Origin of the sequence: Actinomadura rifamycini DSM 43936, assembly GCF_000425065.1 — a bacterium.
Taxonomy (GTDB): Bacteria; Actinomycetota; Actinomycetes; order Streptosporangiales; family Streptosporangiaceae; genus Spirillospora; species Spirillospora rifamycini.
Map to the genome: position 1 here is coordinate 110200 of NZ_AULB01000023.1, position 20266 is coordinate 130465.

General features: G+C 75.8%; 21 protein-coding genes. 10 read left to right on the forward strand and 11 right to left on the reverse strand.

Features of this window, described 5'->3' with window-relative positions; all coding sequences use genetic code 11:
- Positions 1–22 precede the first annotated feature (22 nt).
- Complete coding sequence (locus H505_RS0122390) at positions 23–391, forward strand: nuclear transport factor 2 family protein (RefSeq protein WP_026403768.1); 369 nt, start codon at positions 23–25, stop codon at positions 389–391.
- An 80-nt stretch (positions 392–471) separates the two neighbouring features.
- Complete coding sequence (locus tag H505_RS0122395; protein ID WP_026403769.1) at positions 472–819, forward strand: DUF1330 domain-containing protein; 348 nt, start codon at positions 472–474, stop codon at positions 817–819.
- 33 nt (positions 820–852) lie between these two features.
- Here the strand turns inward: H505_RS0122395 and H505_RS0122400 are convergent, their stop codons facing one another.
- The 4 genes from H505_RS0122400 to H505_RS0122415 all read right to left on the reverse strand — a co-directional run bounded on the left by H505_RS0122400 (position 853) and on the right by H505_RS0122415 (position 5547).
- Positions 853–1203 (reverse strand): cupin domain-containing protein, encoded by a 351-nt coding sequence (locus H505_RS0122400; protein ID WP_233617572.1) that lies wholly within the window; start codon positions 1201–1203, stop codon positions 853–855.
- A 12-nt stretch (positions 1204–1215) separates the two neighbouring features.
- On the reverse strand, positions 1216–3963 hold the full coding sequence (locus tag H505_RS0122405; protein WP_026403771.1) for a helix-turn-helix transcriptional regulator: 2748 nt from the start codon (positions 3961–3963) through the stop codon (positions 1216–1218).
- A 74-nt stretch (positions 3964–4037) separates the two neighbouring features.
- Positions 4038–4406 carry a hypothetical protein gene (locus tag H505_RS0122410; protein WP_026403772.1) on the reverse strand — a complete coding sequence of 123 codons (369 nt, stop codon included), beginning with the start codon at positions 4404–4406 and terminating at the stop codon, positions 4038–4040.
- A 91-nt stretch (positions 4407–4497) separates the two neighbouring features.
- Positions 4498–5547, reverse strand: coding sequence for a hypothetical protein (locus H505_RS0122415; RefSeq protein WP_026403773.1), 1050 nt, complete (start codon positions 5545–5547; stop codon positions 4498–4500).
- A gap of 95 nt (positions 5548–5642) precedes the next feature.
- On the opposite strand from H505_RS0122415, the gene H505_RS43685 reads away from it, so the two are divergent.
- The 4 genes from H505_RS43685 (at position 5643) to H505_RS51100 (ending at position 9849) form a co-directional block, all read left to right on the forward strand.
- The gene (locus H505_RS43685; protein WP_211238533.1) at positions 5643–6434 is read left to right on the forward strand and encodes a hypothetical protein; all 792 of its coding nucleotides are present in this window, start codon (positions 5643–5645) and stop codon (positions 6432–6434) included.
- A gap of 54 nt (positions 6435–6488) precedes the next feature.
- Complete coding sequence (locus tag H505_RS0122425; protein ID WP_026403774.1) at positions 6489–6827, forward strand: YciI family protein; 339 nt, start codon at positions 6489–6491, stop codon at positions 6825–6827.
- On the forward strand, positions 6827–8062 hold the full coding sequence (locus H505_RS0122430) for an RNA polymerase sigma factor (RefSeq protein WP_034519249.1): 1236 nt from the start codon (positions 6827–6829) through the stop codon (positions 8060–8062). The genes H505_RS0122425 and H505_RS0122430 overlap by 1 nt, the downstream gene beginning before the upstream one ends.
- A 161-nt stretch (positions 8063–8223) precedes the next feature.
- On the forward strand, positions 8224–9849 hold the full coding sequence (locus H505_RS51100) for a serine/threonine-protein kinase (protein WP_051301035.1): 1626 nt from the start codon (positions 8224–8226) through the stop codon (positions 9847–9849).
- A gap of 43 nt (positions 9850–9892) precedes the next feature.
- On the opposite strand, the gene H505_RS0122440 is transcribed toward H505_RS51100, so the two are convergent.
- On the reverse strand, positions 9893–10465 hold the full coding sequence (locus tag H505_RS0122440; protein ID WP_026403776.1) for a CGNR zinc finger domain-containing protein: 573 nt from the start codon (positions 10463–10465) through the stop codon (positions 9893–9895).
- 121 nt (positions 10466–10586) lie between these two features.
- Here H505_RS0122440 and H505_RS0122445 point away from each other — a divergent pair, with 121 nt between their 5' ends.
- Together H505_RS0122445 and H505_RS0122450 are read left to right on the forward strand one after the other, a co-directional pair.
- Positions 10587–11048, forward strand: a complete 462-nt coding sequence (locus tag H505_RS0122445) for a VOC family protein (protein ID WP_026403777.1) — start codon at positions 10587–10589, stop codon at positions 11046–11048.
- 31 nt (positions 11049–11079) lie between these two features.
- Positions 11080–11991: a pyridoxamine 5'-phosphate oxidase family protein gene (locus tag H505_RS0122450; protein ID WP_026403778.1), complete on the forward strand. Its 912-nt coding sequence runs from the start codon at positions 11080–11082 to the stop codon at positions 11989–11991.
- Between the two features lie 4 nt (positions 11992–11995).
- Here the strand turns inward: H505_RS0122450 and H505_RS0122455 are convergent, their stop codons facing one another.
- Entirely contained in the window at positions 11996–12619 is a 624-nt protein-coding gene (locus H505_RS0122455; RefSeq protein WP_034519324.1) for a TetR/AcrR family transcriptional regulator, read from the reverse strand.
- A 114-nt stretch (positions 12620–12733) separates the two neighbouring features.
- Here H505_RS0122455 and H505_RS0122460 point away from each other — a divergent pair, with 114 nt between their 5' ends.
- Both H505_RS0122460 and H505_RS0122465 read left to right on the forward strand, forming a co-directional pair.
- Complete coding sequence (locus tag H505_RS0122460) at positions 12734–12937, forward strand: hypothetical protein (RefSeq protein WP_034519252.1); 204 nt, start codon at positions 12734–12736, stop codon at positions 12935–12937.
- Positions 12934–14568, forward strand: a complete 1635-nt coding sequence (locus H505_RS0122465; protein WP_157433088.1) for a carboxylesterase/lipase family protein — start codon at positions 12934–12936, stop codon at positions 14566–14568. The genes H505_RS0122460 and H505_RS0122465 overlap by 4 nt, the downstream gene beginning before the upstream one ends.
- Positions 14569–14663: 95 nt before the next feature.
- On the opposite strand, the gene H505_RS0122470 is transcribed toward H505_RS0122465, so the two are convergent.
- From H505_RS0122470 to H505_RS43700, 5 genes are all read right to left on the reverse strand, one after another.
- Positions 14664–15257: a TetR/AcrR family transcriptional regulator gene (locus H505_RS0122470; RefSeq protein WP_026403782.1), complete on the reverse strand. Its 594-nt coding sequence runs from the start codon at positions 15255–15257 to the stop codon at positions 14664–14666.
- A gap of 55 nt (positions 15258–15312) precedes the next feature.
- Positions 15313–16047: an ABC transporter ATP-binding protein gene (locus H505_RS0122475; protein ID WP_034519254.1), complete on the reverse strand. Its 735-nt coding sequence runs from the start codon at positions 16045–16047 to the stop codon at positions 15313–15315.
- The gene (locus H505_RS0122480) at positions 16044–17174 is read right to left on the reverse strand and encodes an ABC transporter permease (RefSeq protein ID WP_026403784.1); all 1131 of its coding nucleotides are present in this window, start codon (positions 17172–17174) and stop codon (positions 16044–16046) included. Before H505_RS0122480 ends, H505_RS0122475 begins: the two co-directional genes overlap by 4 nt.
- Before the next feature lie 177 nt (positions 17175–17351).
- A complete protein-coding gene (locus H505_RS43695) occupies positions 17352–18479 on the reverse strand; it encodes a cobalamin B12-binding domain-containing protein (RefSeq protein ID WP_051301036.1) in 1128 nt (375 codons plus the stop codon).
- Entirely contained in the window at positions 18476–20080 is a 1605-nt protein-coding gene (locus tag H505_RS43700; RefSeq protein ID WP_245592606.1) for a PP2C family protein-serine/threonine phosphatase, read from the reverse strand. The genes H505_RS43695 and H505_RS43700 overlap by 4 nt, the downstream gene beginning before the upstream one ends.
- Between the last annotated feature and the right edge of the window lie 186 nt (positions 20081–20266).

Sequence of the window (20266 nt, forward strand, 5' to 3'; positions counted from 1 at the left end):
AGCACGCCCCAGGGAGAAGCACATGAGCGACATCACCGAGCTGGTCGAGCGCTACCTCGCCGCGTGGAACGAGACCGACGCCGCCGCGCGGCGCGCGATCCTGGCGGAGGTCTTCGCCGACGACGCCGTCTACACCGACCCGCTGGCGTCCGTCGAGGGCCCGGACGGGCTCGACGCCACCATCGCGGCCGTCCAGGCGCAGTTCGGCGGGCTGATCTTCAGCCTCGGCGGCGCGGTGGACGCCCACCACGACATCGCCCGGTTCACCTGGCACCTGGGCCCCGCGGGCGGCGAGCCCGTCGTCATCGGCTTCGACGTCGCGGTGCTCGGCGCCGACGGGCGGATCCGCCAGGTGCTCGGCTTCCTCGACCGGGTCCCGGCCGGAGCCTGACCGCCCCCGGGGCGGGCCGCGCCGCGGCCCGCCCCGCCCCGCCGCCCGCACCATCCGCCCGCACCATCCGAGGAGGAACCGTGACCGCCTACGTCATCGCCCACCTGCAGGACGCCCCTCCGCACCCGGACGTCGCCGACTACATCGAGCGCCTGCCCGGAACGTTCGCGCCGTACGGCGGCCGCTACCTCGTGCACATGACCGCCCACCGGGTGCTGGAGGGCGGCTGGCCCGGAGCCGTCGTGATGATCGGCTTCCCCGGGGCCGCCGAAGCGCGGGCCTGGTGGGACTCGCCCGCGTACCGGGCGATCGCGCCGCTGCGCTCGCGGCACATCGAGGGCGACATCGTCCTGGTCGAGGGCGTCCCCGACGGCTACGACCCGGCCCCCGCCGCGCGGGCCATGCGGGACGCGCTCGCCGCCGGATAGCCCGCGGGCCGCCGCCCGTCCCGCCGGGACTCCTCAGGCGTCGTAGTTGAAACCGAACGCGCGCACACCGGTCTCGGTGCGGGGCCGGTGGCTCGTCCCCGGACCGAACGCGACATAGGTGCCCGGCCCGTGGACCAGGTCCCCCTCGATGAGTTCGCCGCGCACGACGAAGTACGCCTCGCCGTAGGTCTCGTGCACGTCGAGCCCCGGCCATTCCGCGCCCGGGTCCAGGTCGATCACCCACGTCCGGACGCCCGGCATGCCCGGGAGCGTCCGGGCGCGGACGCCGGGCCCGAGCTCGACCGCCGGGACCTCGTCGACGTCCACGGGAAGCACCTGTCCGGGAAGCACCTGCGGGGGGAGCGCCTGCTCGGGAGCCGTCACCGGGGCAGCCTCTCACAGCCCGAGCCGGTCGGCGACGTCCCTCAGCTCGCCCCGGGAGGCGACGCCGAGCTTGGGATACGCCTTGTAGAGGTGGTAGCCGACCGTCCGGTGGCTGAGGAACAGCCGCGCCGCGATGTCGCGGTTGGACAGGCCCCGCGCGGCGAGCCGCGCGATCTGGAGCTCCTGCGGGGTGAGGCCGGCCGCCGCCCCGCCGGCCCGCGCGCCCCGGTCCGGGACGCCGGTCGCGGTGAGCTCGCCGCGGGCGCGGTCGGCCCACGGGCGCATGCCGAGCCGGTCGAAGACGTCCAGCGCGTCCTGCAGCCGCCCGCGCGCCTCGGCCTTGCGCCGGGCCCGGCGCAGCCACTCGCCGTACAGCAGCGCGGTCCGGGCGTACTCCAGCGCGCGGTCGTCCCGGTCGTGCAGCCGCAGGGCCCCGGTGTAGCACTCCTCGGCCCGGTCGTCGGCGGCCAGCAGCCCGCGGCAGCGCAGCACCAGCGCGTCCGCCCACGGCAGCCGGACCGCCCCGGCCCACCGCTCGAAGCGCTCCAGCGGCTCCGCGGCGCGCTCCGGCGCCCCCACCCGGACGGCCGACTCCACCAGGTCGGGGATGGAGCGGGTCGCGCAGATGTGGTGGCGCATCGGCTCGCGGGCCAGCCGCTCGAAGCGGGCGAGCGCCGCCTCGGCGCGGCCGAGCCCGAGGTCCAGCAGCCCGAGCGACCAGTGCGCCCACGGCGCGCCGGGCGAGACGCCGCCGACGGCCGCGCCGGCGAGCCCGTCCTCGGCGTTCCGGCGGCAGTCCGCCTCCCGCCCCCGCACCGCGTCGAGGTAGGCGAGCACGCTCGCGAACTGGCCGACCCACTGCCGCTGCCCGGTGGCGCGGGCGAGCCCCAGGGCCTCGGACGCCGTGGCGAGCGCGTCCAGATGCCGCCCCGTGAACACCTCGCCCTCCGCCACGAAGAACAGCACGGTCGGCAGCCGCCCGGCGCCGCCCCGGGCGCGCTGCCCGTCGGCGAGCCCGGCCGCCAGCGCGTGCGCGTCGGCGTCCTGCCCCAGCGCGAGCGCGGCACCGCACAGGATCATCAGCGCCTGGTCGGGGACACCGCCGCGCCGCCGCACCTCGGCGACGGTGCCGCCCAGGCCCGGCGGCGGGCCGGCGCGGTCCCGGCCGAGGCGGGCGAGGAAGGGGCCGATCGGCGCGAACGGGCTCGCGCCGTCGTCCGGCAGCGCGGTCAGCCGGTCCAGCGTCGCCGCGAGCGCCCGCTCGCCCAGGTACCAGGACGGGTGGACGGCCTGGACCAGCAGGGCGGCGGCCCGGTCCGGGTCGGTGCCGCGGACGAGCGCGGCGCCGTCCAGCAGCGTCCGGTGGGCGGCGGCGTAGGAGCCCTGCCAGAAGTCCGCGTGCGCCCGCACCGCGGCGATCCGCGCGTGCCCGGCCGGGTCCCGGCCGGCCTGCCGCCGGGACGCGCGCGTCCCGAGGGCCCTGGCACGTTCCAGGTCGCCCGCCTCCAGGGCCGCCTCCGCCGCCAGGACCTCGCGCCGCGCGCGGTCTCCGGGCCCGGCGCTCAGCCGCGCGGCCTGCTCGTACGCGGCGGCCGCCGCCTGGTGGCCGCTGCGCTCCCGCGCGCGGACGGCGGTGCGTTCGAGCGCCGCGGCGACCCCGTCGTCGGCTCCGGTCGCGGCGGCCGCCAGGTGCCAGGCCCGGCGGTCGGCGTGCTCGGGCGCGTCGAGGGCGGCGGCGAGCGCGCGGTGCACGGCGAGCCGCTGCGCGAGCGGCGCACGCTGGTAGACGGCGGCGCGGACCAGCGGATGGCGGAAGCGGAGCGCGCCCTCGGTGCCCCCGCGCAGCACCAGCCCGGCCCGCTCGGCCGGGGCCAGGTCCTCGACGGCCGCGCCCAGCGCGGCGGCGGCGCGCAGGATCACCGCCACCTCGCCGGACTCCTCGGCCGCCGCCGCCAGCAGCACCCGCTGGCACGCCTCCGGCATCCGGCCGACCTGCCCGTGGAAGGCCAGCCGCAGGCGGTCGGTCAGCGGGAGCGCGCGCGGCGCGAACGCCCCGCCGCCCTCGGCGGCCAGGGCCACCGGCAGCTCCAGCAGCGCCAGCGGGTTCCCGCCCGCCTCCGCCAGCAGGCGGTACCGCAGGTCGGGAGCCAGCGGCGCCCGGTCGAGCAGCGCGGCGGCCGCCGCCGGGGCCAGCCCGGCCAGCCGCAGCTCCGGAAGGCCCGCCGCCGGGAAGTCGCCCTCGCCGTCCCGGACGGCGAAGAGCATGACGACGCCCTCGGCCTGCAGGCGCCGCGCGGCGAACAGCAGCGCGTCCCGCGAGGCCCGGTCGAGCCACTGCGCGTCGTCGACCAGGCACAGCGCCCCGTCCGCGCCCGCGTGGTCGGTGAGCAGCGACAGCACCGCGAGCCCCACCAGCATCGGGTCGGCGCCGCCGCCCGCGCCGAGCCCGCACGCCGCCTCCAGGGCCGCGCGCTGCGGGGCGGGCAGCGCGGCGCGGCGGCCCAGCGCCGGACGCAGCAGCAGCTGGAGGCCCGAGTACGGCAGTTCCGCCTCGAACTCGACGCCCGCGCCGCGGAGCGTCCGCAGGTCCCCGGCCGCCGCGGCGGCGTGGTCGAGGAGCGCCGTCTTGCCGATGCCCGGTTCCCCGCGCAGCACCAGCACCGCGCTCTCGCCGCGGCGCGCCCCGGCGAGCAGGTCCGCGACCGCCGCGGCCTCCGGCTCTCTGCCGCACAGTTCGACCGGCCCCGCCATGATGCGCATCGCCCCCTTGTGTCCCCTCTAGAGATACAGGCTTCGCCTGACCTCCGCGGGCGGCGGGCGACCGCGACGGCCGGTCACGGCACGGTGTCGCAGGTCTCGCCGGGCCAGCCGGAGATCGTGTAGCTCAAGCAGACCTCGTCCCCGCTGACCAGCGGCACGGTGGGCCGGTACTCGCCGCGCAGGTACGTGGGGCCGCTCTCGTAGTACACGCTCCCGGGCGCGTACGCGTCGTTGACGGTGAACGTCAGGACGCCGGTCGGCTGCGGCTGGAAGCGGAACGCATAGGAGTAGTCCCCCGGCTCGCCGGTGATGCCCGCGCACACCGGCGCTTCCGGAATGCACACCGGGAACCCGGCGGGAGCGGACGCCAGCGCGGGGGAGGCGGTCAAGGCCGCGGCGGCACCGGCGGCGGCGAGGGTGAGGACACGGATCAGGGAGCGCATGGCCTCACCATCCATGAACATCCCGACCGGTGAAACGGCCGTGTCCGAAGGCGGACACGGCCGGCGGCGCGGCACCCGCGCCCTTCGCCGATCAGTACTTGGGCCTCGGCAGGTCGAGCTTCGCCAGCAGCTCCGCCAGGCCCCGCGTGCGCTCCGCGTCGCGGCCGTCCTCGACGAAGGTGTAGAGCGTGAGCACCAGCCTGCGGGCGCGCTCGTACCGTTCGTCGCTCCATTCCTTCAGACGGTCCAGACCCGCGTGCACGGGTTCGAACGTGGCCGGGAACAGGAACAGGCCGATGTCGGCGAGCGCGGGTGCGCTGACCTCTTTCTGGTACTGGGCGGACTCGAACGGCTCCCGGATCACCGAGCCCTCGCTCACCCCGCTCTGCTCGACCTGGTCGTACACGATGTCCATCCACGGTTCGCTCGCCAGCAGCTCGCCGAACCTGACCGCGACCCACGGGTGCAGCCCCGCGTCGCCGCCTCTGGCCGGGTGGGACGCGCGGTGCGCGTACGACAGCGCCGTGCTCGCACGCTCCTTCTTGCCCTGCCCGATGAGGACGTGCGCCTCGAGATGGCCGGCGAAGGCCGCCAGTGTGCCGTCGCACATCTTCCGCGTGTAGCGGAGCGGTTCGAGGGCGGCCTCCGGCTCCCCGCCCTGGACGAGGAGGGCGCCGAGCAGCAGGCCCGCGACGTCTCCGGCGGCCGTGCCCTTGCGGGCCTCGAAGGTGCGCCCGAAGCCGTCCCGCGCGGCGTCCGGGTCACCGGTGAGCCAGGCCGCGAGGCCCGGGAGGAGCCGCCCGTCCGGGTCCGCCGAGGCGCCCGACCGGAAGTCCGGGGTGAGCAGCACCGCGGCCAGCGGCCCCAGCCACGGGTCCTCGCCCGAGGCCGCCTGCTCCAGCCGCGCCCGGTGCGGGTCGTCGAGCCCGTCCTCGCCGATCCCGATGCCCGCCAGCGCCATCGCCGCGTGCCCGGACGCGCTCGTCCGTCCCGCGTCGGCGGCCGCGGCCAGCAGCTCCCGCGCCCGCCCGGCGTCGCCCGCCCGGAACGCCGCCAGCCCGCGCCCGACCTCGTCCGGCACCGGGCTCGGCGGGTCGGGAGGCAGCGGGAGGGCCCGTCCGTTGGAGTCGAGCAGCGTCATGGCGTCACCTTTCTCGGGAGCGTTTCCGCGCAACCCTGCCAGCCGCCCCCGACAGGCATCCCCGCCCGCGCGCCGATCCGGGCATGATGGGCATCGTGGAACATCGCGGACGCGGCCGGTTCACCCTGGTCGCCGCCGAAGACGACCACGTCCTCGGCGTGTGCGCCGCGGTGGACGGCCTCTTCGGCGAGCCCGAGCGCGGGACGTACGAGCTGCTCGGCTGGGTCCCGGACGGCGCCGGAGTCCACGGGTGGGTCGGCGACCGGGTCTGGCTCGTCCCCGACGGCGGCGACGCCTGGCTGCTGGAGGACGCCCGCGCCCCCGGGCTCCACCCGGCGTCGGGCAGCCTCGTGCTGACCGGCCTGGACGACGACGAAGGCCCGCCCGAGGGGCACCGGGGCCGCGTCCGGGTGCACGACGAGCGCCGGTGGCTGGGCTCCTGCCGGGAGTTCGCCCGCGTCCTGCCGCCCGAGCGGGAGCGGCCCGCGCTCGTCCTGCGCGGCCTCGCCCCCGGAGACCGGCTGCGGGCGGCCCTGGCGAAGGGCACCCGCCGCGCGCTGAACCTCGACGAGACCGTCCTGGAGATACGGGACGACCGGGGCGAACCCCTCACCGACCGGACGCTCTGGGTCGAGGTCCGCGCCTGGCGCCCGTCCGCGCACGGCACGGACCTGATCGACCTGGAGCTCGACGGGGTGTACTTCCCGCCCGTCCCCGAGCACGTCCGACCGGTCTGGGAGCGCTGGTTCGCCGGGCCGCCGGACGTCCCGAACGCCTGGACGGGCCTCGGCACCCGGCTCCGCAAGGCGGGCCTGACCCCGGCGACGCCGGGAAAACGGCCGGCGGCGGTGTCGGATCGGGGGAGGGCCCGTTCGTCTTGGGGGTGAGGAGCGCTTCCCGGCGAAAGACGTCGGGCGGCCGTTCCGGGGAAGGAGACACACGTGAAGTACGTGCTGATGTTCGTCGAGACCGAGGAGTTCGCCCGCGAGCTGGAGGCGATGGGCGAGGACGAGCGGCAGGCGGCGTTCGAGGCGGTGGGGCGCTGGTTCACCGAGCACGCGGCCGTGATCACCCACCACGCGCACCTGCGGCCCGCCGAGACCGCCACCACGATGCGGCTGGCGGGCGGGGACGCGATCGTCACCGACGGGCCGTTCGTGGAAGGCAAGGAGGTCGTGTCCGGGTACGCCGAGATCGAGGTCGCCGACCTGGACGCGGCGATGGCGGTGGCCCGCTCGTGGCCGGCGTGCCCGCTCGTCGAGATCCGCCCGATCACCTGATGGCGTCCGCCCACCCGGACCCGCGGGTGCACGCCGAGCTGGCCCGCACCGTGCGCGAGCACGCGGGCCGGCTCACCGCGTGCCTGGTGCGGGTGCTGGACGACTTCGCCGCCGCCGAGGACGTCGTCCAGGACGCGGTCGAGACCGCGCTGCGGCGCTGGCCGGTCGACGGGATCCCCGAGCATCCGGACGCCTGGCTGCTCACCACCGCGCGCCGCCGCGGCATCGACGTGCTGCGCCGCCGCGCCGTCCAGCGCGACAAGCTGGCGCGGCTGCGGTGGCCGGTGCCGTCCGAACCCGACGACCGGCTCAAGCTGCTGTTCACCTGCTGCCACCCCGCGCTGCCGCCGGCCGCGCGGATCGCGCTCACCCTGCGGGCCGTGTGCGGGCTCACCACCGCGCAGATCGCCGCCGCGCTCCTGGCCTCGGAACCGGCGGTCTCCCGGCGCATCACCCGTGCCAAACGCAAGATCGCCGACGCGCGCATCCCCTACCGCGTCCCCGCCGGCGACGACCTTCCCGACCGGCTGCGCGAGGTCCTGACCGTCATCTACCTGCTGTTCAACGAGGGGTACCTGGCCAGCACGGGCGGACGGACGCACGCGCCCGACCTGGCGGCCGACGCCGAATGGCTCGCCGCGCAGCTCGCGTGGCTGATGCCGCGGCAGCCCGAGGTCCTCGGCCTGCTCGCCCTCATCCGCCTGCACCGGGCCCGCGCCGCCGCCCGCTTCGACGGCGGCGGCGACCTGGTGCCGCTGCGCGACCAGGACCGCGCCCGCTGGGACCGCGACGCCATCGCCGAGGGGGTCCGGCTGCTCGAACGCGCCGCGGCGCTCCGCGGCCCCGGCCCGTACCAGGTGCAGGCCGCGATCGTCGCCTGCCACGCCGAAGCACCGGCCTGGGACGACACCGACTGGCCGCAGATCGTCGTGCTGTACGACATGCTGCTGGCGATGGCGCCGTCCCCCGTGCACCGGCTCCAGCGCGCCATCGCCCTGCACCACCACCCCGGTTCCCGCGGCGGCGCCCGCAACGCCCTGGCCGACCTGGACGCCCTCCCGGAAAACGACCGCGCGACCCTGGAGCGCTACCCGCCGTACCACGCCACCCGGGCCGAACTGCTGCGCGCCCTCGGCCGTCCCGCCGAGGCCCGCGCCGCCGACGGGCGGGCCCTGCGGCTCACCGCCAACCCCGCCCAGCGGGCGCTCATAGAGGAACGCCTCACCCTCGGCTGACCGCCCCGCGTGCCGTTCCGCGGGCTGTACTCTTCGGAGAACAGCAGTGTTTATTAGCGGTCGGACCGGCGCGCGGCCGGGCCCCTGCGGCGCTTCGGTCCCCGGGGGAGCCCGGACGGCCGGGTCCGGTCGGTGGCCGGCGCGGCGGGAGGGCGGGCGGAGTGTCCAACGCGAAGACGGAGCCGCTGCAGGCGGGCGACCCGAAGCGGGTCGGCACGTACCGGCTGGTGGCGCGGCTCGGCGCGGGCGGGATGGGCCGGGTCTACCTGGGCCGGTCGCCGGGCGGGAAACCGGTCGCGGTCAAGGTGATCCACCCGCACCTCGCCGGGGACCCGCAGTTCCGGCGGCGCTTCGACCAGGAGATCGCGGCGGCGCGGCGCGTCGGGGGCGTGCACACCGCGCAGGTGGTGGACGCCGGCACCGACGCCGACCCGCCGTGGCTCGTGACCGAGTACATCGCCGGGCCGTCGCTGCAGGAGGCCGTCGGCGAGCACGGCCCGCTCTCCGCGGAAGCGGTGGCGGGCCTCGGCGCGGGGCTCGCCGAAGGGCTGCAGGCCGTCCACGAGCGCGGCGTGGTCCACCGGGACCTCAAGCCCGGCAACGTCCTGCTCGCCCAGGACGGGCCCCGCATCATCGACTTCGGCATCGCCCGGGCGCTGGACGCCACCTCGCAGACCACCCGCACGAGCATCGTCGGCACCCCCGGGTTCATGTCGCCCGAGCAGTTCCGGGGACGCGAGGTCGGGCGGGCGAGCGACGTGTTCTGCCTGGCCGCCGTGCTCGCGTTCGCCGCCACCGGCAGGCGGCCGTTCGGCGAGGGGCCGATGGAGGCCCTCGGCTACCGCGTCGTCAACGAGGACCCCGACCTGGCCGGCGTCCCGGAGTCCCTGCTCCCGCTGATCACGGCCGGCCTGGCGAAGGACCCGGACGACCGGCCCGGCCTCGGCGCCTTCCTCGAACGCTGCTCCGCGCTGGTCGAGGGCGGGGAGCCGCCGCTGCCGGACGCCGTCACCACGATGATCGCGACCCGGGTCGCCGAGACCGCGGCGCTCGTCCCCGCGCCGGGCGGCACGCGGCGCCTCCGCCTCCCGGCGGCCCGGGGGCACGCGCCGGCCCTCGCCGCGGCCGCGGCGGGCGTCCTGGTGATCGCGTCCGCCCTCTGGGCCATCGCCGACGGGCGGGACGAGCCGGACACATCGGGCACCGCCGCCGTGCAGACGACCCCCACCCGGACGCCCGCCCCCACCTGGACGCCCACCCCCAGCGCGTCCGAGAGCCGCAGCTCCACGCCGTCCCCGACGCCCGACCCCGTCCGCAAGGCGTTCGAGAAGATCTCCAAGGGCGACTGCCTGAACGTGTCCCAATCCCCGGACGACGGCGAGTGGACCAAGGAGAAGCCGAAAGCGGTCAGCTGCTCGCGGGACGACGCCTACCTCAAGGTGCTCAAGGTGGGGGACGGCTCCGCGAACTGCGGCGCCGAGCGCGGCGAGATCGACGGGGCCCTGTGGTGGAGGCACGGCGAGGACGACGAGGAGATCGCGCTGTGCGTCGAGCGGCGGCTCCACGTGGGCGACTGCTTCCTGGCCAACGACGGCCCGGAGGAGAACACCGTCTCCATCAGCAACGGCGACCTCATGACGACGTGGCCGTGCGGGAGCAACTCCGTCCCGGGGACCTACGAGCACATCCTCAAGGTCACCGCGCTCACCAGGGGCGACTGCCCGCCCGCCGACCGGTCCGTCGACTGGGACTTCCGCGGCGGCAAACTCTGCACCCGCATCGTCTGACCTGCCCCTACCGCCCGGCATCGGCGCCGCGGCGGGCGCGCGGTCACGGGTCGGTCTTGCTGCGCTCGTAGTGGCGTGCGGCCTTGGCGCGGTTGCCGCAGCCGGCCATGGAGCACCAGCGGCGGGTGCCGTTCTTCGTGGTGTCGTGGAAGTACAGGACGCAGTCGGGGTGCGCGCACGGTTTGATGCGGCGGGGGTCGTCGTCCAGGAGCCGCAGGTAGTCGGCGGCGGCGAGCCAGGACGGCAGCCACGCGGGGTCGTCGGTCCGGGGGCGGCGCTCGGGGCCGCCGGGACCGAGCCGGGGGTGCAGCGCGCCGCGCTCGAGGATCCGGTTGAGGGCCTCCGCCGCGCCGGTGGACGGGCGCCGCTCCACCAGGTCGAGCAGGACGCCGCGGGTCTCGGCGAGGGCGTCGCGCGTCGCCCGGTCGGCCGTCGCCCGGCCGTCCAGTCCGGCGGAGCGCAGCCAGACGGCCAGCCCGTCGGTGGTGTCGAGCAGGTCGCGGCGGGCGCCGTTCGCGATCCATCGCGTGTTGATCAGGTCGAGGCACAGCGGTTCGCCGGTGAGCGGGCGCGGGTCCGCTGCGACCTGCGGCTGGGGACGGGGTTCCGACTGCACGGTCCGAGTCTACCCGGCTATCGCGACTTAGCCGGTTGACGATCTCGCTCTAACTATCTATCTTGCGATAGCAGGTTAGATCGAGCCGGGCGGGGCTGCCCGGGTTAGCGAGGTATGTGTCATGGAGACGGTCGCCATCAGGGCTCTGCAGACCGGGCACGTGGGCTTGAACGTCACCGACGTCGATCGGTCGCTGCCCTTCTACGAGCGCGTCTTCGGGCTCGAAGTCCAGGCCGAGGGCAGGGACGACGGGCGCCGCTGGGCCTTCCTCGGACGGGACGGGCGCCTGGTGCTGACCCTGTGGCAGCAGAGCGACACCGGCTTCCCGACCCGGTCGGCGGGCCTGCACCACCTGTCGTTCCAGGTCGAGTCGATCGACGAGGTGAAGGCCGCCGAACGGGTGCTGCGCGAGCTCGGCGCCGCGTTCGCGCACGACGGCGTCGTCCCGCACGGGGAGGGGGCCTCCTCCGGCGGGATCTTCTTCGCCGACCCCGACGGGATCCGGCTGGAGATCTACGCGCCCACCGGCGCCGACACCGCGCCCGCGCCGAGCGGGGCCGCCCCCACCTGCGGTTTCTTCTGACCCTCGGCAACCGGACGAAAGGAGGGCCGCTGTGGCGGCCGACGTCTACCACGAAGGCGAACGGGCCGCCCAGCGGCGCGCCGGCCTGCTGGACCAGGGCGCGTTCTCCGCCCGCGCCGTCCGCGCCGAACTCCCCGAGGTGGCCCGCACGTTCCTGGTCCGGCAGCCGATGGTCGTCCTCGGCGCCGCCGACGGCGCGGGCGCGATGTGGGCCACGCTGCTCACCGGCCCGCCCGGCTTCCTGCGCGCCGCCGACGCCCGCACCGTCGCGGTCGACGCCCGCACGGGACCGGACGACCCGCTGCACGACCGGCTCACCGGACCCGCACCGGTCGGGATGCTCGCCATCGAGCCGTCCCGGCACCGGCGGATGCGGATGAACGGCCGCGCCGTCCCGACCGCGCACGGCCTGCGCGTCGCGCTCGACCAGGTGTACTCCAACTGCCCGAAGTACATCCAGAAGCGCCGTCCGCACTGGGAGCCGGCCGCCCCCGGACGGCCGCGGCGTTCGAGCGCGCTGACCGGTGACCAGCGCCGGTGGATCGCCGCGGCCGACACCTTCTTCATCGCGACGTCCGACCGCGAGGGCGACGCGGACGCGTCCCACCGCGGCGGCGACCCGGGCTTCGTGGAGGCGGTGTCGCCGACCCTGCTGCGCTGGCCCGACTACGCGGGCAACGCCATGTTCAACACCCTGGGCAATCTGGAGGTGCAGCCCCGGGCGGGGCTGCTGTTCCCCGACTGGCGCACCGGCGCCGTCCTGCAGCTCACCGGGACGGCCCGCACCGACTGGGAGCCCGCGCGCGCCGCCGCGGTGCCGGGCGCCGAACGCCTCGTCGAGTTCACCGTGACCGGCGTCGTCGAGACCCCCGGCGCCGTCCCGCTGCGGTGGAGCGAACCGGGCCTGTCCCGCTTCAACCCGCCCGTCCGCCCCCGGCCTTGAGCCATCACTCCCGGAGACTGTCCTGCACGTGTGCGGACACGATCTCGCGAGCCTGCTCGGGCGTGAGGTTCTCGGTCATCACGAGGCCCGCCAGGCCGATCGCCAGCGCCACGATCCGGTAGGCACGGGGGCGGAGCGAGGCGAGGTCGCCGGACGGCCCGGGGGCGGCGATCTTGGAGAGCAGCAGGGCCACCAGCGAGGCGAGGTCGTCGTAGCCCCGGGCGACCTGCTCCTTGAGCGCGGGCCGCGGAAGCGCGAACGTCTCGAACGCCTGGGCGACCCGGAAGAGCCGGCGGTCCTCCTCGGTGCGCGGGAGGAGGCCGTCCAGGACCTCGGCCAGGACGGCTTCGGGGTCGCCGAGGCCGTCCCCGGCGGTGAGCCGCGCGCGCACCCGCTCGGACCCGCGCGCGTTGATCGCCGCGAACGCCTCGGCGAGCAGGGCGTCCTTGCTGGGGAAGTAGTGCTGGACGCGGCCGACGGACACCCCGGCGCGGTTCGCGACGTGCCGGATGCTGATCTGGTCGGTCCCCTCGGCGTCGACGATCGCGAACACCGCGTCGAGGATGCGCCGCCGACGCTCGGCGTGCGCCGCGCCGGGGCCCCGCACGCCGGGCCGTTGACTGGCCACGGCCACCTCTCTTTTTCAAGTCGAACGTACTGGTTTGACCGGCATAGCCGCCTCAGGTTATCGTCGCCCATCAAACCAATACGAACGTACTGACCTATTGTCTGCGGAGGCGCCGTGTCGGCAACGCTGGGGCTCGTCCTGCTCATCCAGGGCGGCGGAGGTCTGATCAACAACCTGTTCACCGACTCCGAGAGCTGGTTCCTGCTGAACCACCTGGACATGCCGGCGGGCGCCCGCCTCGCCGGGCACGCCGTGATGCTCGTCGTGGGGCTGCTCCTCGTCGCCCGGCGCGGCGGCTGGGCACGGCTGCTCCCGTGACCGGCGGCTCCGGGACGAGCGCGCGGCGCGGGTGGAGAGCGGCGCTCGGGCTCGCGATGGCGCCGGCCGTGCTCGCGGCCGTCGCGGCCTGCGCCGCGACGCCGTCCCGCACGTCCGCGTCAGGCGGGGACGGCGCCGTCGTGGCGACCGACAAGGGCAAGGTGCGCGGTGTCCAGCGGGACGGATACCGCGAGTTCCTGGGGGTCCCGTTCGCCGCGCCGCCGACGGGCGACCGGCGCTGGACGTCCCCGGCGCCGCACGCGCCCTGGCCGGGCGTGCGGGACGCGACCGCGCCCGGCGAGCGCTGCGCGCAGGAAGCCTCCTCCACGGGGACGCCCGCGTCCCGTGCCGAGGACTGCCTGTACCTCAACGTCACCGCACCCGACTCGGCGTCCTCCCGCGGCCCGAAACCCGTGATGGTCTGGTTGCACGGCGGCGGTTTCGTCGAGGGCTCGGGCGGCGAGTACGATCCGCACCGCCTCGCCGTCCAGGGCGACGTGGTGGTCGTGACGGTGAACTACCGGCTGGGCGTCTTCGGCAACTTCGGCCACCCGGGGCTGGACGGCTCGGGAAGCTTCGCCCTCCAGGACCAGCAGGCCGCGCTGCGCTGGGTGCGGCGGAACGCCCGCGCGTTCGGCGGCGACCCGGGCAATCTCACCCTCTTCGGGCAGTCGGCGGGCGGGCAGAGCGTCTGCGCCCACCTGGCGTCGCCGCAGGCGGCGGGCCTGTTCGACCGCGCCATCGTGCAGAGCTCCTTCTGCACCAGGGACATCCCGGCGAACCTGCTGGCACCCGGCCTGCCCAACGTCTCTCCGTGGGAGGCCCCCGAGAGCCTGGCCGCCCGCGGCCGGCAGGCCGCCGCCCAACTGGGCTGCGGCGTCCCGTCCGCCGCACTGGACTGCCTGCGCCGGCTTCCCGCCGACCGCCTCATGCAGGTCTTCGGGCAGTTCGCGGGCCTCTCCTACGGCAGCCGCACCCTCCCCGACGACCCCCGCGTCGCGTTCCGCACCGGGAGATTCGCCAAAGTGCCCGTGATGTCCGGGACGACGCGGGACGAGACGACCTACATCCAGGCGGTCATCGACCGGGCCATCGGGCCGCTGACCGCGGCGCAATACCGCCGGTACCTCGCCCAGGCGTTCGGCGGCCGGGCCGGTGAAGTCGCCGCCAGGTACCCCCTCCGCCGAGGGCGGCCGCCCAGCCGGACCTGGGCCGCCGTCACCACCGACAGCGGGCTGGCCTGCCCCACCCTGGAGCGCAACCGCCTCATGAGCCGGCACGTGCCGGTCTACGCCTACGAGTTCGCCGACCGCACCGCCCCGCCGACGCTCCCCGACGTCGGCTACCCCTACGGCGCCTACCACTCCGCGGACGCCTTCTACCTCTTCGACCTCAGGCCGCCCGCCGAACAGCCGGAACTCGGCCCCGCCCAGCGCCGCCTGGCCGACCGGATGGTCCGTTACTGGACGGCTTTCGCCCGCACCGGCGACCCCAACGGAAAGAACCTGCCGCATTGGAAGCGGCTCCGCCCCGGCGCCCCGAACGACAACCTGCGGACACTGACCACTGAACCGCTCACCCCAGAACCCGTCGACTTCTCGCGGCAGCACAAATGCGACTTCTGGCTGTGACCGCGACCGTCCGGTACGAGACCGTCCCGGTACGAGACGTCCCCAGCGGCCGCACCCCGTGAGCCGACCGAGCCGGTGACCGGCGGGGACGGCCGTCACGCCGGAGGCGCCGCCGCGGAGTGCAGGTACGGCGCGAGCAGTTCGTCGGCGAGGCGGCGGGCGGCGCGTTCGGCCAGGCCCTCCTCGATCATCCGGCTCAGGGTGTAGACGATCGACTGGACGAGTTCGGCCGTCCGGGCGGGGTCGGCCGCACCGTGGTCCGCGAGGGCCGCGCGGAGCGGCGTCTGGAGTTCGTCGTGCAGCAGGCGGCTGGAGTTGGCCAGCGTGTCGGTGCGGCCGGTGGCCGCGAGGGCGCGGGCCAGCGCGTGGTCCCCGCGGGCGACGATCCGGAGGTTGGCGCGGACGTAGGCCAGGACCCGGTCGCCGGGCGTCCCGGCCTTCTCCATCTGCGCCCGGACGTAGGCGGACCAGCGCGGGAACGTGTCGACGATGAGGGCGTCGAGCAGGTCGTCGCGGGACGTGAAGTAGGCGTACATGCTGGAGCGGGCGAGCCCGGCCCGGCGGGCGACGTCCGCCAGGCTGGGCGCCCGCTCGGGCTCCGCGGACAGCAGGTCGCGGGCGGCGTCGAGCAGGGCGGCCCGCCGCGCCGCCCGGTGCTCCGCCACGGTCGGCGCCTGGATCCTCGGCACGCGGCCCCCTTCCCCCGGTCCGCCGTACCCGCCGGACGGCCCGGCCCCCGGGGCGTCAGGCGAGTGCGGTGAGGCGCCCGTCGATCATCTCGTACACCGTGTCGCAGTGTTCGAGGACGTCATGGTCGTGGGTCACCATGATGGCCGCCACACCGTGCTGCCGCGACTCGCGGGCGAGCAGCCGGACGATGTCGTGGCTGCGCGCCCGGTCCAGGGCGGCGGTGGGCTCGTCGACGAGCAGCACGCTCGGCCCGGTCACCAGGGCCCGGGCGATGCCGACCCGCTGCCGCTCCCCGCCGGACAGCCGGTGCGGGTGCCGGTCGGCCTTGTCCGCCATTCCCACGTCCTCCAGCAGCGCGCGCGGGTCGCGCCCGGTGCGCGCGCCGCGCGGCCGGAACCGCAGCGGCAGCCGGAGCTGGTCCAGCGCGGTGAGCGCCGGGACCAGGTTGCCGGTCTGGAAGACGAACCCGATGTGCTCCCGCCGCAGCCGCGCCCTGGCCCGCGTCCCGGCCGCCGTGATGTCGACCCCCGCCACCGTGACCGTGCCCCGGTCCGGGCGGGCGAGCCCGCCGGCGACCGCGAGCAGGCTCGACTTGCCGGCGCCGGACGGGCCGACGACGGCGGCCAGCTCTCCGGCGCGCACCGTGAGATCGACGTCGTCGAGGGCCTGCACCGTCTCGGTGCCGTCGCCGTGCCGGAGGCAGACGCCGTCCAGGACCAGTCCCGGACGGCCGGGCGCGGTCGCGCCGTCCTCCTGCGGCCCGGCGGTCGGCGTGGTCTGGCCGGTCATCGGTTTCCTCCCAGGGCGGTGGCCGGGTCGATGGACGCGATCCGGGCGACGGCGATGCCCGCGCCGACGAGCCCGAGCAGCACGAGTCCCGCGGCGGCGCCGGTGATGCCGGGCGCGCTGAGCGCGAACGGAACTCCGCCGCCGGTGATGAGCGAGCCGAGGCCGACGCCGATCGCCGCGCCGGTCGCGACGGCGGCCAGCAGCAGGAGGAACGCCTGCGTGAGCGCGTCGCGCAGCAGCCAGCTTCTGGACGCGCCCATCGCGCGCAGCACGGCGACCTCGTGCCGGCGCTGGATCGCCCAGACGGCGAAGAACGCCCCGACGACCAGGGCGGAGATCGCGTACAGGAACCCCTGGATGAGCTGCAGCGTGGACGTCTCGGCCGTGTAGCCGGGGGAGGCGCCGTAGGACTCCTCCAGGGTCAGGCTCTCGGTGCCGGCGGCCGCGTCCGCCGCGGCGAGGTCGACCGACGCGCCGGGCTCCGCGCGCACCGCCACCGCGGTGATCTCTCGGGCGGCGTTCGCGGGCACCGCGTCGCCCGGCGCCGCCCCCGCCTTGATCGCCTGCCAGGTCGGCAGGGGCGCGTAGGCCACGTCGACGTGCCCGAAGGTGTGCTGCCCCGCCATGGCGCCGACGACGCGCAGCTTCGTCCCGAGGCGGTCGACGGTGATCGTGTCGCCGACGCGCAGGCCGGCGTCCAGGGCCGTGCCGCTGACGACGACGCCGTCCGGTGCGTCCAGCCGCGAGCCCTCGCTCACCTCGGGGGCGAGGAAGGAGTCCGGTGCCACCCCGAACAGCGCGAGGTCGATGTCGACGCCCCGGTCGCTCTTGGCGTTGATGAGCGTGTTGCCGTAGGGCGCGGCCTCCGCCACACCCGGCCGTCCGCGCCAGGCGTCCACGGCGGACGTCTCCACCACGCTCCGGGAGAAGGCGGAGTCGTGCTGGACGCCGCGCTCGAATGCGAAGGAGGTGACCGGCAGCTCCTGCAGCCCGGACACCCCGTCCCTGACCAGCCCCACCGACAGCCCGGACAGCATGACCATGAGGATCGCGATCAATGCGACCACGGCCCCCATCAGCCCGAACCGGACCTTGGCGAACCGCAGCTCGCGAACGGCGAGGAACATCAGCCCCACACCCGCGTCTTTGTCGACATCATGTCGGCAACATATCAACACGGTGTCGCTAACTTGCGCCGGGTCCCCGTTCTTCCCGAGCGCCGCGGCCGGCGTGGGCGCGTGAGCGCGCTCGGATCGGTGAAAGTTCGGCAGAGACGCGCCACGGGGCACCGGGGGCGGGGGGCGTCACGCGAGGACGTCGCTCGCGCCGCCGGGCGGGAGGTCGGTGGGCTCCGGCAGCGGCGACCGGACGGCGTCCCGCGCGCGTGCCAGCATGCCGACGGCGCGGGGGTGGTCGACGAGCCGCTCCGCCAGCAGGTCCAGGGCGGGCAGCAGGCTGTGGGCGGGCACGTCGCGCGCGACCAGGATGCTCGCGGTCCAGGCGGTGAATCCGCTGAACAGGTCCGGTTCGTCCACGTAGAGGGCGGCACCGAGGAAGTCGACGATGTGGGCGATGTCCTCGGCGGTGCGGCGCCGCTGCCGGTCGGTGTAGTCCGCCATCGCCGGGAAGCGGGACTCCAGCTCGGCCAGCACGCGGCGCACCAGCTCCGGCGCCGTCCGCGTGACGTGCGTGTACTCCTGATCGGTGAGATGCGGGAGATCGTCGACGGCCCGGTGGACGGGCGGCGGCTGGGGGAGCGGCCCCGCGGCCAGCCGGGCGGCGGCGGCGCGGGCGTCGGGGGCCCAGGCGTCCGCGCCGAGCCGGGACGCGTACCGGCCGCCCGGCCCGAACGCGGCACCGCCGACCATGACCGGGGTCCCGGTCACCTGGCAGGCGGTGATGGCGGCGTGCGCGGCCGGCAGCCGGGTGGCGATCGAGGACGACAGCGCCACCACCGCCGGGTTCGTGCGGTGCACGTGCGCGATCAGGTGCGGCGTCGGCACCTGGGCCCCGAGGTAGTCGACCTGCCAGCCGCGCAGCCGCAGCACCTCGGCCAGGATCCGGGCGGGCAGCGCGTGCCACTCGCCGTCGATGCACGCCACCGCCACCCGGCCGCGCGGTGCCCCGCGGTGCCGCTCCATGGCCCGGCGGACGGCCGGATGGTGCGCCAGCGTCCCGATCACCCGTTCGTTGATCGCGGTGGCGGTGTGCTCCTGCGCGACGGTGAGCCGGTTCGCCGCCCACTCGCGCCCCACGCGGGCCTGCACCGGTGCGATGACGTCCAGCAGCAGCGTCTCGGCGTCGGCGCCCTCGTCCAGGGCCGCCGCCACCGCGTCGGCGGCGGCGTACTCGTCGCCGCGGACGATCGCGTCCCAGAGCGCCCCCGCCCGGTCGTCGAACTCGGCGGACGGCTTGTCTGCGGTGCGGGTCACGTAGTGAACCTCCCAGGTTCCCGGTCTTCGGCCGCGCTGGTGCGGAAGCGCCGCGGGGCGGTGACGGCGACCACGGCCATGTCGTCGTGCACGCCGGAGCCGACCCACTCCGCGGCGAGCATGTGCACCCGCTCGACCAGGGCCTCCGGCGGCATCCCGCCGCAGCCCCGCAGTTCCTCGCGCAGCCGGTCGTCGCCGAACATCTCGTCGCCCAGCGGGCCGCCGACCGCCTCGGTGATGCCGTCGGTGTACAGCAGGCACGTGTCGCCCGGGTCCAGCAGCACCGTCGCGGTCGTGGACGTGATGTCGTCCAGCACCCCGATCAGCGAGCCGCGCGTGTCGGCGGATTCGATCTCGCCCCCGGCGCGCACGATCAGCGGAGCGGTATGGCCCGCGCTGGTCAGCCGCAGCCGCAGGCGCTCGCCCTCCCGGCGGAGCGAGGCCAGCACGAGGGTGACGAACAGGGTCGAGTGGCCGCTCAGCAGCGTCCCGTTCAGCAGTTCCAGGACACGCTGGTGGTCCCCGCTCAGCGGCACCAGAGCGTGCAGCGTGTTCCGGATCTTGCCGGTGAGGACCGCGGCCTCCAGCCCCTTGCCGCACACGTCCCCCAGCACCACCAGCGACTCCGGCGCCGCCGCGGGGTCGTCGGCCGCCGGATACAGGTCGTAGAAGTCGCCCCCGACCCGCTCGCCGTCGCCCGAGGGCCGGTACCGCGCCGCCAGTTCCGCGTCGGGCAGTTCGGCCCGCCGCGGCGGCAGCAGCTCGCGCATCAACGTGTCGGTGATGGACGCCTGCTCGGCGTACACGCGGGCGGCCGACATGGCCGCCCCGGCGCGCGCCGCGAACTGCCGCGTCACCATCTCCTCGCCTTCGGAGAACGCGCGCCGCCCGCCCCGCCGGAGCAGCACCAGCGCCCCGGCCGGGAACCCGTGCCCGGGCAGCGCGGTCACCACGACGGCGGTGAGCTCGCCCAGGTCCTCGCGGGCGACCCAGGCGGGCGCGGCGGCGGGGTCGATCCAGCGCGACGGCACCGGCGGGAACCCCCGCATCGCCTCCGCGAGCCCGGGGACCTCCGCCGGGTCCACGCGAAGCATCTGATGCTCCACCTCGCCGTCCGGGCCGCAGTACGCGACGGGATGGGAGCGCCCGGACCCCGGAGCGATCACCAAGGCCGCGTCGGCGAGGCGCCGCGCGGCCAGCCGCGCGGTCACCTCCATGCACCGCTCCAGGTTCAGCGACGCGAGCAACTGGCTCGACGCATCCGCCAGGAACGACGTCCGCTCGCGTTCGGCGGCCAGCTCCCGCGCCAGCCGGCGGCTCTCGGTGATGTCGGACAGCCACCAGACCGTCCCGGCCGAGTGGCCCCGGGACGCGTCGGCGGGGCTTGCGTCCGGCACCGCATGGGCCGCGAAGAACCGGTCGCCGATCGGCCCGTGCGCGACCGGCTCCGGCAGGGCGCGGTCCGCGCGGGCGGGGACGGGACCGGCGGCCGACACGTGGCGGGCCTCGGCCAGCCACTCCGGCGCCCGGCCCTTCAGCACCCCGCCGAGCACGGAGCGAGCCACCTTGTTGAGCCGCGTGACGGCCCCCGTCCCGTCCACGGCGAGCACCGGAAACGGGGCTGAGTTCAGCGCCGGGTCGAAAAAATCCAGGGGACCATCAAAATTTCGGGTGAGTTCCATCACTGTCGAGGCTGCGGCGGGACCGCTTCCCTTCCTGAGCAAGGCCGCCGAACGAGGACTTGGTCCTCTTACCCCACCATAACCACACAAAGACACTTGACGGAA

Excerpts from the sequence above, each read along its gene's own strand:
- H505_RS0122390 (WP_026403768.1), top strand. The coding sequence starts at position 23 with ATGAGCGACATCACCGAGCTGGTCGAGCGCTACCTCGCCGCGTGGAAC.
- H505_RS0122405 (WP_026403771.1), bottom strand. The coding sequence starts at position 3,963 with ATGCGCATCATGGCGGGGCCGGTCGAACTGTGCGGCAGAGAGCCGGAG.
- H505_RS0122410 (WP_026403772.1), bottom strand. The coding sequence starts at position 4,406 with ATGCGCTCCCTGATCCGTGTCCTCACCCTCGCCGCCGCCGGTGCCGCC.
- H505_RS0122415 (WP_026403773.1), bottom strand. The coding sequence starts at position 5,547 with ATGACGCTGCTCGACTCCAACGGACGGGCCCTCCCGCTGCCTCCCGAC.
- H505_RS0122430 (WP_034519249.1), top strand. The coding sequence starts at position 6,827 with ATGGCGTCCGCCCACCCGGACCCGCGGGTGCACGCCGAGCTGGCCCGC.
- H505_RS0122445 (WP_026403777.1), top strand. The coding sequence starts at position 10,587 with ATGGAGACGGTCGCCATCAGGGCTCTGCAGACCGGGCACGTGGGCTTG.
- H505_RS0122475 (WP_034519254.1), bottom strand. The coding sequence starts at position 16,047 with ATGACCGGCCAGACCACGCCGACCGCCGGGCCGCAGGAGGACGGCGCG.
- H505_RS0122480 (WP_026403784.1), bottom strand. The coding sequence starts at position 17,174 with ATGTTCCTCGCCGTTCGCGAGCTGCGGTTCGCCAAGGTCCGGTTCGGG.